An 11,285-nucleotide genomic window follows, 5' to 3' on the forward strand; every position below is an offset into this window, starting at 1 on the left:
TTAAAATTACGATGGTAGCCTTTGAAGGCATCAGTGCTTTTCATCTCTCTGTGCCTTGTCTGGTGTTTCAAGATATCTTTTTCGGTCAGCCGGTTCGGTTTGACTTGAGGATCTGTTGCGAAAACAGCTTGCAGTTTGAAACAAGCTCTGGATTTGGTGTGGTGATCGATAAAGATTTGAGCGCTATTAAAGAGGCGGATATTGTGATTGTTCCAAGCTGGCCAAATGACCTGCCAGAGCCAAGTGAGCGACTTATAGAGGCGCTAATAGAGCATCATGGGAAAGGTAAGCTACTAGTAGGACTCTGCCTCGGGTCTTATGTACTTGCATGTGCTGGCGTTCTCGATGGAAAACGTGCCACAAGCCATTGGGCGTTTTCCGAACAATTTCAGCAGCAATTTCCTAAGGTGGATTTTGACCCAAACCCTCTATTTGTTGAACATGAGACTATCATTACCTCTGCTGGAGTAGCTGCTTCACTCGATTGTTGTCTACATATAGTGCGCCGTTTGTGTGGTAGTGAGCTCGCGAATGATCTCGCACGTAAGATGGTGACTGCGCCATCTCGTACTGGTGGACAGCAGCAATACATACCAGCACCAGTCAACATAAAACCTCTTACAGAGACAAGTATTAGCCTTGTGATTGAGCTGGTGGAGCAGAGCCTTAATCAGTGTCACTCACTAGATGAAGTCGCTGAGCGCTGTGCGATGAGTAAACGTACCTTCACACGCCAGTTTAAATCCACCTATGGCTGTACATTTGGTGAATGGCTGCAAAACCGACGTTTGGAGCTTAGCCAACGTCTATTAGAAACCACGAAACTATCGATACCTCAAGTTGCAGAGCAAGCGGGTTTTGGCTCTGACAGTGTATTCAGAAAGCACTTTAAATCGGCTTTTCATGTATCGCCGATTCAGTGGCGCACTACATTCAAGCAATAGTCTTAATTTCATTGAGGGCGATGGGGCTAGATCGTCGCATCTATTACTTTTTGTATCTGAAACCTTGCAAGTTCAATTCTAGGCGTTTTTGGGGCATCACAAGCCAGCCCTAACATCACTAGTTTGAAGCTACAAAATGATTTGCCGAAATCAATAGAATGAGTTTTGACTATCTCGCTATAAGGCCACTTAGCGATGGTCTATCCAACATATGAGCACAAAAAAAGCGAGCACTAAGCTCGCTTTTAACCATCTGTTTTTAAAGTAAATTACAGTAGTTCTACCGACTGTTGAGCAATCACGAATTCTTCGTTGGTTGGGATAACCATTGCTAATGCGTTTAGCATTTCAGACTTACCGATGATGCCTTCAGCACCAAAGCGAGCAGATTCGTTACCTGCTACATCTTCAACGAAACCTAGAATCTTAAGGTTGTTTAGGATTTCACGACGAATTGGTAGAGAGTTCTCACCGATACCACCAGTGAAGATGATGCCGTCTAAAGAATCTAGCGTTGCAAGGTAAGAAGCAATGTATTTTGATACGCGGTAAGTAAACACCTCAAACGCAAGCTTAGCGCCTTCATGGCCCTCTTCCATTGCTTCTAAGATGCCACGAGCATCGCTCGTAAGACCAGACACGCCAAGGAAGCCAGACTCCTTGTTTAGAGAGTTAAATACTTGCTCTTGTGACCAGCCTTTCTTAAGTAGGTATTCGATGATGCCTGGGTCTAGGTCACCACAACGTGTGCCCATCATTAGGCCAGAAAGTGGTGTGAAGCCCATTGAAGTATCAACACTGTTACCGTCTTTGATTGCACATACAGATGCGCCATTACCTAGGTGAACAGAGATAAAGCTAGATTTTTCGATAGGCTTGTTAACCATCTTCGCAGCTTCACGGCTAACGAAGTAGTGGCTCGTACCGTGGAAACCGTAACGACGTACGCCGAAGTCTGTGTATAGCTCTTTTGCGATTGCACCAGTGAATGCACGTTGTGGCATTGTTTGGTGGAAAGCCGTATCAAATACAGCAAATTGAGGTAGAGAAGGGAAAGCTTCAATCGCAGCACGAATGCCGACAGCACCTGCAGGGTTATGAAGTGGAGCTAGGTCAGATAGGCTTTCAATTTCGTTCGTTACTTCTTCAGTAATACGAACGGTTTGAGTGAACTTCTCACCACCGTGAACGATACGGTGACCGATAGCCACGATATCAGCAGTGAAGCCTAGATCTTCCATCAGGCCAACCAATTTGCCAATGGCAATTTTGTGGTGGTTATCTTCGCCTTGAATGGCAATTTCAGTTTTCTCGCCTTGATATTTCCAGCTCATACGAGCATCTTCAAGACCAAAACACTCCCCTAGGCCACTTAATACTGCTTCACCAGAAACAGAATCGATTACAGCAAATTTTAGGGATGAACTACCCGAGTTAATAACCAGAACAAACGAATTAGACATTGGATATGGATCCTGTTTCAGTACGAATTGGATGAAGTGTTTACTTCAATTTTAGTTAAGTCCATTATTCAATAATTTTTGAATCTTTCAACTTTTGTTTTGAAAAAATCACTAAATGAACACAATTAAGTTGATCTTGGTCATTAAATTATTTATTTCGAGAGCGAAATTAAAAAATAGTTGAATAAGAAAATTAATGAACAGGTGACGCAAACGAGTGCTCACGTTATTTTTAACTTGATTCAGTTAATTAAAGCGACTCGAACAAATGCAGGTGATCCGCTTAAAAAACAACCACCCTTCCCTTTCGTCTGCTTATCATTACCGATAACTTTTTGCTCGATTTCTCAATTGCTCAGTGTTTGCATCAAAAAGCTCACTGAAGTTGAGAATAGTGATCTGATCTTATTTTGATTGCCTTCGAGCACAACTCTACGAATAGATGCACTGTAACGACGCTTAGATAGCCTTCACTCTTTGTTTTAGAATGTTTTGGTATAGGCTTAGAACGCGATACAGCTAAGTTTTGGCACTAACATTCGTTCTAGGCGCGATGCTTAGTTTCATGGACGAAGCATAGTTACAGGAACGAAGCTTGATTAAAGTAAGTTAGCTACGAATATCGAGCCAACCAAAGCTTAAGTTCAAATAGCAGGCACAAAAAAGCCGAGCATTACGCTCGGCTTTTAAATTCAGTGTCTAGACCTAAAGCGTCTAAGCGACAGGTTGATTAACCTTCGTTGCGCTCTGGACGACGACCACGGTTACCACCGCCATTGCCGTTACCATGGCCACGTTCGCCACGGAAGTTACCACGGTGATCGCCACCACGGTTACGGTCGAAACGACGTTCGCCATCACGTCCGCCAGCAGAGTTACCATCGCGAGCACCATCACGGTTGCCACGGTATCCACCACGACCGCCTTCACGGTTACCACCTTCGCGGTTGCCGCCTTCACGGTTACCACGGTAGCCGCCACCATCACGACCGCCACGGTTGCCACCACGGTTGCCATCACGACCGCCGCCGCCACGACGAGGCTCACGGAAGTCATTGAAATCAACAACTACAGCGCCAGCTTCTTTTTGACGAATGCGAAGTTTGCTTAGCTTACCAGCAGTTTCAGAGTTCATTGCTTTTGGCAGTTGAACGTAAGTAGAACCTTGGTCTAGCTTGATAGCACCGATAGAACCTTTAGTTAGGCCAAGTTCGTTTGCTAGTGCGCCAACGATGTCTTTAACCTGAACGCCTTGCTCACGGCCAACTTGTAGTTGGTAAGTATCCCAATCTTGAGTATTGAAGTTGCGACCACCACCGTCACGGCCGTTGTCACGATCTTCACGACGCTCTTTGCGACGGTTCTTATCACGCTCAATAGCAGCGATCATTGGGTCTTCGCCAACGTAGAATAGTGGGCTCTTACCTTGCTGACGCTTAAGAAGCATTGCAGCTAGAGTAGCAGCATCAACTTCTAGAGACTCTTGAAGAGTAGAGATAAGACCTGCAAAGTTTTCTAGTGCTTTGCTTTCTTTCTCAGTTTCAAGTTCAGCGCCAAGCTTAGCAACACGTGCAGCAGCAACTTGGTCACGTAGAGGAAGTTGAATTTCTTCCATTTGAGACTTAGTTACGCGCTCGATTGTGCGAAGCATGCGAATTTGGTTAGTGCGAACTAGTAGGATCGCTTTACCTTTACGTCCAGCACGGCCAGTACGACCAATACGGTGGATGTAAGATTCAACATCGAATGGGATGTCGTAGTTGAATACGTGAGTGATACGTGGAACATCAAGACCACGAGCTACAACGTCAGTTGCAACTAGGATGTCGATAACACCTTGTTTGATGTGATCAACAGTACGCTCACGTAGAGACTGAGGAATATCACCGTGCAGTGCAGCAGCTTTGAAGCCACGTGCAGATAGCCAATCAGCTAGACGCTCAGTGTCTTGACGAGTACGTACGAATACGATTGACGCGTCAGTTTCTTCAGTTTCTAGAAGACGAGACATTGCTTCGTCTTTTTCTACGCCTTTAACAACCCAGAAGTTCTGCGCTACTTTATCAACTGTGTGGTTAGTACCAGCAACGTCAACTTTAGCCGGGTTACGTAGGTAACGGTCAACAATAGTCTTAACCATTGGAGGCATAGTTGCAGAGAAAAGTACACGTTGTGCAGATTCTGGAGCTTGCTCTAGGATCCAAGTAACGTCATCTACGAAGCCCATTTTCAGCATTTCATCTGCTTCATCAAGAACAAATGTGTGTGCTTCATCTAGGTGTAGACGGTCACGAGTTAGTAAGTCTTTAACACGACCTGGAGTACCAACAACAATGTGAGCACCGCGGCTTAGAGCACGCATTTGGTCAACAATTGAAGCACCACCGTAGATTTCAATAACTTTAAGACCTTTGATATCACGGCCAAGGTTTTTGATTTCCGCAGCAACTTGAATCGCTAGCTCACGAGTAGGAGCCATGATGATTGCTTGTGGTTTGTGTTGGTTCAGGTTGATTTTGTTAAGTAAAGGCAGAGAGAATGCTGCTGTTTTACCAGTACCAGTCTGTGCTTTACCTAGTGCGTCACGGCCTTCAAGAAGAAGAGGAATAGCTGCTGCTTGGATTGGAGTCGGAGAAACGAAACCCATGCTATCAAGAGCTGAAAGAATGTTATCGTTTAGGGCTAATTCATTAAATTGAATTACAGATTCGGACATTGGGATCCCACTATATATAAGTAAACAAAAGGTCCCGGGAGCTCTATCAATTCCAATACTGATCCAATCAGATACTGATTCCATTCAGAGTTACGAAGCAGTAATAAAACACTTCAAGCCATTAGGGACGTCTAAGGGAGGCGGATTATTCCCTAAATGCATAAAAAAATCCAGAAAAAATTGAAATACATCACATATTTTTCGCTTTTACATCAATACTGGTTATCATATCGTCAAAACTTGATGAATATCTCGTCACAGCACCCATCTCCTAGCAAATTGACCTAGTTAAATAAGAGGGCAATTAATTAACGCTCACTTCGCCTTTAAGTAGTAATCAAGCCTCGCAATGATTATAGTGTGCTCAATTGTCCTCGATAGATAAAAGTCAAAATGTTTCAAGATAATCCTCTACTCGCTCAGCTCAAGCAGCAAATCCAAGAAACCCTCCCTAAAAAGGAAGGTACCATCAAAGCCACTGAAAAAGGTTTTGGTTTTCTCGAAGTTGATAGCAAAACAAGCTTCTTTATCCCGCCTCCGTACATGAAGAAATGTGTGCACGGTGACAAGGTGATTGCCATCATTCGCACAGAGAAAGAGCGCGAAGTAGCAGAGCCTGAGGAATTGGTTGAACAAGGTCTTACTCGCTTTATTGCACGAGTTAAGCTTTTCAAAGGCCGATTGAACGTTGTTCCTGATCACCCGCAGCTCAAAAAACTGCAACTTAAAGCGAAAGCAATGAAGGGTCTAAACCCTGAAACGCTTAAAGAAGGTGACTGGGTTGTTGCTCATATCGTTCAACACCCATTAAAAGGTGACAACGGATTCTTGGCTCAGATCTCTGAGAAAATCACAGACGCTGACGACAAGATTGCACCTTGGTGGGTAACGCTGGCACAAAACGATCTACCAAACAGTGAGCCTGAAGGCATCGACAACTGGCTAATCAACGATGACGCCGATCTTGAACGTGTAGACATGACGCACGTCCCTTTTGTGACTATCGATGGCGAAAGCACAAAAGATATGGATGACGCGCTTTACGCGAAGAAGAAAGAGAACGGTGATTTTGAACTGACTATCGCAATTGCTGATCCAACGGCTTACATCTCTCCAGATGATGCGATGGATAAAGTGGCACGCGAGCGCGGTTTCACTATCTACCTTCCTGGTCGCAACATCCCAATGTTGCCTCGTGATCTTGCTGACAACCTATGTTCACTGATCGAGAACGAAGTTCGTCCTGCACTTTGCTGCACAGTAACGGTATCTAAAGATGGCGTTATCGGTGATGACATTAACTTCTTCGCTGCAAACATCAAATCTCATGCTCGTCTTGCTTACGACAACGTATCAGACTGGCTAGAAACAGGTGCATCAGAGAAATGGCAACCATCAGAAGAGATTGCTGCAATTGTTTCTGATCTTCACCAATTTGCTCAAGCACGTTCAGCATGGCGCTCAGCAAACGCTGTTGTGTTCCCAGATCGCCCTGACTACCGCTTTGAACTGAGCGAAGATAACGATGTTGTCGCTATCCACGCTGACATGCGTCGTAGCGCAAACAAGCTGGTTGAAGAATCAATGATCAGCGCGAACATCTGTGCGGGCCGAGTACTAAAAGAGAGCTTCAACCAAGGTGTGTTTAACTGCCATTCTGGTTTCAAGGCTGAGAAAATCTCCGACGTTCTTGAACTGGTAAACCCGCAAGCGGAAACGCCGTTCACTGAAGAGCAAATCATTTCTCTAGAAGGTTTTGCTACTCTACGTCGTTGGTTAGGTTCTTTAGATAACAGCTACTACGACAACCGTATTCGTAAATTCCAAGCGTATAGCGAGATCAGCAATGAGCCTGCACCGCACTACGCGATGGGATTAGATATTTACGCAACTTGGACTTCTCCAATTCGTAAATATGGCGACATGATTAACCACCGTATGCTTAAAGCACACATCTTAGGTAAAGCGCCAATTCAAACACCAGATGAAACTATCGGTGATGAACTTGCCCTGCACCGCCGTCACCACGGCATGGCTGAGCGTAATGTTGGCGATTGGTTGTATGCTCGCACTCTAGCCAATGCTCCAGCAGAAGAAACTCGTTTCCAAGCTGAGATTTTCGATATTAACCGTGCAGGTATGCGTGTACGTTTACTTGAAAATGGTGCTGCTGCATTTATCCCTGGATCTCTCATTCTTAATAATAAAGAAAGAATAGAGTGCAACGGTGATATGGGTACTGTATCTATCGATAAAGAAATGGTATACAAACTGGGAGACGTTTTAGAAGTAGTTCTCTCTGAAGTTAATCAGGAAAACCGTAACTTAGTAGCAAAACCTACTCAAGTATTTGCGGACTTGCCTAGCGAGCCTGAAACGACAAACGAAACCGAAGCTTAAAGGCTTTAACAGCTACAGCTTTCAAGGTTACGGCTTTCAAGGTTACGGCTTTCAAGGTTACGGCTTTCAAGGTCAAAGCTATCAAGGTCAAAAGCTTCAAAGGTTCACTTCTAAAGGCGCTAATTATTAGCGCCTTTTTTGTAAATGTCTCATGCTTAAACAATACTTAAAAAAAACAATCAATAAGCAATCAATTTACAACGTCAAAGAAGCTCACTATGTCATCAATCACAGTTACTCAGTTCAGAAACTTCATTCCCAGGAGACGAGAACGTTATCCTGCCTCTAAAAACGGTATCTTTATAGTGTCGAAAGGCAGCATTTCTTTTGTGTTGCCCAATGGTACTCAAGCCTCGTTGCAAGCGGGAGATTTCACCCTTTACAATTCTGGTCAGATTAAAGACATCACGGTTAACACTGAAAATGGCGAATTCAGCGCAACCTGCTTAGATTTTGATTTGGCTATCTTTCAAAAGTTCATTAATCAGTTCAGCGATTTAGAGTCCGCTCGAATCCCAGACAAGTACATTAAGTTCAATCAAACGGATACTGAGCTCTGTCAGTTGAAAGATCTCATCATGTCACTGGCCAACTCTTCTTCTCAGAATGACTACGCACTCACTCAATTAGGCTTAAGTTTGCTGTCTTTGATGGTGGAACAGTACCCAGCTCTATTGGCTATTATTGCTCGAGCTTCAAGGTTAACCGTGACCCAAAGAGTCATTCATTACATCGAGCAAAACATTGAAAACAATATCTCTTTGGATACGCTCGCCAGTTACATGGGAATGTCACCGGCTACGCTTAAACGTCGCTTATCGGCTGAAGATCTGTCGTTCTCAAACTTATTAAAGATAAAACGTATTGCTCATGCAGCCACTCAGCTAAGAACATCGGATAAGTCGATCACTCAAATCGCGTATGAGTCAGGCTTTAAAAGTGCCGCTCACTTCAGCACGGCCTTTAAAACGTATCACGGAAAAACACCAAAAGACTTCCGATCGCTAGTGGCACAAGCACAACTGCAGAGCGTAAAGCCGCAAGTTTAAAGAAACAAAGCGATAGATTGATGTGGACGTCTTAGTTGGGAACTGGTGTAAACCAAGTGGCTTCAATATTAAGCCACTTGGGTGTGGGATGAGATGATTTGGCTTTGGGATTCAGTGGTTGAGTTTTGATACTCATTGATTCAGCTTTGCGAGCAGGCCACCAGCAAACGTGAAAACAGAGTGACTATGACCAGAAGTACGATTTAGGGTCTTTTTCTATTTCCGCCAAAATAGCATCAAGATCCTTCGATTTAGGAAGGTACGGATACGGCCCCCAATTCACAGAGTCGGTTTCGACATCCCCTTCAAGCGGCACCATCACTAACCAACAAGACAGCGACTCATCAAAAGTCACGCAGACGATCTCGTTTGTATAATCACTGTGAGATGAGTCGAGTAGATAATGCGCCTGAGAAAACAGCACACCACCCTCACACTCTTCATATAGGGATTTGCCTAGCTCGACAGGTAAACTTCGATTTCGAGATGTACAGAGCCTCTCGGCCCCAATTAAAAGACGATTCAGCTCGATATGAATGACGGACATAACACTCCTTGTAACTTCATAGAAACTTCATAGAAACTTCATAGAAACTTCATAGAAACTTCATAGAAACTTCTAAGTAGTGAATTCCTCTACTTAGCTTAGGACTCAACAAACATTTTAGCGAACAAGCGTAATCAAAATACCTGCCCTGCTCCCAGAAACGAATCTTGCTTTCGGAAACCCAGAAAGCTACGACTCATCAAGCGAACAGCTATACATCGAGAGTATGGAATTTCACAAAAGTGTCATATAACCGACCTATCATATGCGACAAATGTTATTAACTAGGAGTTGTTTATGTTACGAGTCGCGCTTGCCTCTCTTTTATCCTTAGCCCTGTCTTCTCATGCTGCTTTAGCACAAGAAACCACTATTTCGGGCTCCACTTCAGTATCACGAGTGATGGATGTATTAGCTGAGGAGTACAACAAGACTCACCCTGATAACTATATTGCGGTTCAGGGCATTGGTTCTACAGCAGGTATTACCATGGTTAATAAAGGTGTCTCTGACATCGGTATGAGCTCGCGTTATTTAACCGACCGCGAACAAGACGAGAAGTTGAAGGTATTTCCAATTGCCTTTGACGGCCTAGCTGTAGTAACTAACCGCTCAAACGCTGTAAGCAACATTACACGTGAGCAGCTGTTCGATATCTACAAAGGCAAAATCACGAACTGGAAAGCTGTGGGTGGCGCAGATCAGCCTATCGCAGTTGTCACTCGCGAAGCGTCTTCTGGCTCACGCTATAGCTTCGAAAGCTTGCTTGGTTTAACGAAGATCATTAATGACCGTCTAGTGTCTGACATCAACCCAAATAACTTGGTTGTAAACAGCAACAGCATGGTTAAAACGATTGTTAACCATAACCCACACGCGATTGGTTTTATCTCTGTTGGTTCAATCGACCGTTCGATTAAAGCAATTACATTTGAAGGCGTAGAGCCAACATCTAAGAACATTGCTAACCACAGCTATGAATTGGCTCGCCCATTCTTGTTGCTGCACAAGACAGACTCAGTTTCTGACGAGAGCAAAGACTTCATCAAGTTCGTGAAGTCAAAGCAAGGGCAAGACCTTATCGAAGAGTACGGCTACACTCGCATTAAATAAGTGAGTGAGTTTTATCTTATGAAAAAAAAAGAGAGAGCATTAAGCTCTCTCTTTCTTTTTGGAATCTATATGGTTCGTTTAGAAGTGAAGTTGAATCACTGAAACGATCACAGCGCCAGGACGACGAATACCTTCGATTTCGACGCGAATTTCACGTTCAATCTCTAGGCCTTTCTTAATTGGCGTTACTTTTGTTAGCGTACTTTTAGCACGAACATTACTGCCCGATTTAACAGGGTATGGGAAACGTACTTGGTTAAGACCAATGTTTACGACCATCTTCGCTGTTGGGAATTGAGACTTGTCAGGGTCAACACTGTCAGTCAATCGAGGAAGCAGAGATAAAGTTAAAAAACCATGTGCGATGGTTGTTTTGAACGGAGAGTCTGTTTCCGCTTTTTCAGGCTCAGTGTGAATCCACTGCATATCTTCAGTAACAAGGCCGAACTGGTTAATACGGTCTTGACTTACATTGATCCAGTCGCCAGTATGGATGACTTCACCGATCTGTTGATTAAGCTCATCAAACACAAGTTGTGCTTCTGGCTTAAGTACGATCGGCTGTTCCACCGGCATCTCTGGTGCATCTTCATTGACAGCAGGTTTGTGGTGATCACGAACCCACGCAAAGAAATGGCTATTTTGCGTACGATTAAGAAAGTCGCCCCAGTAATCTCTAAGAGCTGGAGACATCCATTGCATAAACTCTGAGTGTTGCGAAGACATGCTATCGCCTCGGTGTTTAAATAAATCAATGACTTTCATAAGAACCTCAATGCACAAAAAATTTCAATATAACTTCGTAATTTTGAAACACTTCACACTATTGTGCAAATGTTTTCGAGCATACAACCGTTAGCTGAACCTTGTTAAAATCATATTAAACATATACTTACCAATAAAACATCATTTTATTACAAAACCCAAATTAGAGTGTTAGCTCTATCACATGACAAACATTTGTTTATATAAATGGCGTTTTTATTCATAAGTGGAATAAAAAAAGGTTCATCGCGGCTTTCCGGGGAAAGCCGCTTTTATCTTCAAGAAGAA

The 11,285-nt window shown here is 43.7% G+C and carries 8 protein-coding genes; 4 read left to right on the forward strand and 4 right to left on the reverse strand.

The window, feature by feature from the left end; translation table 11 throughout:
- Nucleotides 1-944, forward strand: a 944-nt coding sequence (locus AB6E78_RS22430; RefSeq protein ID WP_372130745.1) for a GlxA family transcriptional regulator, incomplete at its 5' end; no start/stop codon positions are given.
- 269 nt (nt 945-1,213) lie between these two features.
- Here the strand turns inward: AB6E78_RS22430 and AB6E78_RS22435 are convergent.
- Nucleotides 1,214-2,407: an acetate/propionate family kinase gene (locus AB6E78_RS22435; RefSeq protein WP_372055964.1), complete on the reverse strand. Its 1,194-nt coding sequence runs from the start codon at nt 2,405-2,407 to the stop codon at nt 1,214-1,216.
- A 730-nt stretch (nt 2,408-3,137) separates the two neighbouring features.
- Nucleotides 3,138-5,207 (reverse strand): DEAD/DEAH box helicase, encoded by a 2,070-nt coding sequence (locus tag AB6E78_RS22440; RefSeq protein ID WP_080582207.1) that lies wholly within the window; start codon nt 5,205-5,207, stop codon nt 3,138-3,140.
- Nucleotides 5,208-5,516: 309 nt separating this feature from the next.
- On the opposite strand from AB6E78_RS22440, the gene rnb reads away from it, so the two are divergent.
- Together rnb and AB6E78_RS22450 are read left to right on the forward strand one after the other, a co-directional pair.
- Entirely contained in the window at nt 5,517-7,523 is a 2,007-nt protein-coding gene (rnb, locus tag AB6E78_RS22445) for an exoribonuclease II (RefSeq protein ID WP_017059497.1), read from the forward strand.
- A gap of 218 nt (nt 7,524-7,741) precedes the next feature.
- The gene (locus tag AB6E78_RS22450) at nt 7,742-8,572 is read left to right on the forward strand and encodes an AraC family transcriptional regulator (RefSeq protein ID WP_017064362.1); all 831 of its coding nucleotides are present in this window, start codon (nt 7,742-7,744) and stop codon (nt 8,570-8,572) included.
- Between the two features lie 184 nt (nt 8,573-8,756).
- Here AB6E78_RS22450 and AB6E78_RS22455 read toward each other — a convergent pair whose 3' ends face one another.
- Nucleotides 8,757-9,119, reverse strand: coding sequence for a DUF3024 domain-containing protein (locus tag AB6E78_RS22455; protein ID WP_017059495.1), 363 nt, complete (start codon nt 9,117-9,119; stop codon nt 8,757-8,759).
- A 297-nt stretch (nt 9,120-9,416) separates the two neighbouring features.
- Here AB6E78_RS22455 and AB6E78_RS22460 point away from each other — a divergent pair, with 297 nt between their 5' ends.
- On the forward strand, nt 9,417-10,232 hold the full coding sequence (locus AB6E78_RS22460) for a phosphate ABC transporter substrate-binding protein (protein ID WP_372134239.1): 816 nt from the start codon (nt 9,417-9,419) through the stop codon (nt 10,230-10,232).
- A gap of 78 nt (nt 10,233-10,310) precedes the next feature.
- On the opposite strand, the gene AB6E78_RS22465 is transcribed toward AB6E78_RS22460, so the two are convergent.
- Nucleotides 10,311-10,997 (reverse strand): MaoC family dehydratase, encoded by a 687-nt coding sequence (locus tag AB6E78_RS22465; protein WP_017059493.1) that lies wholly within the window; start codon nt 10,995-10,997, stop codon nt 10,311-10,313.
- Between the last annotated feature and the right edge of the window lie 288 nt (nt 10,998-11,285).

The sequence above is a fragment of the Vibrio sp. 10N.247.310.98 genome (assembly GCF_041467395.1).
GTDB lineage: Bacteria > Pseudomonadota > Gammaproteobacteria > Enterobacterales > Vibrionaceae > Vibrio > Vibrio crassostreae_C.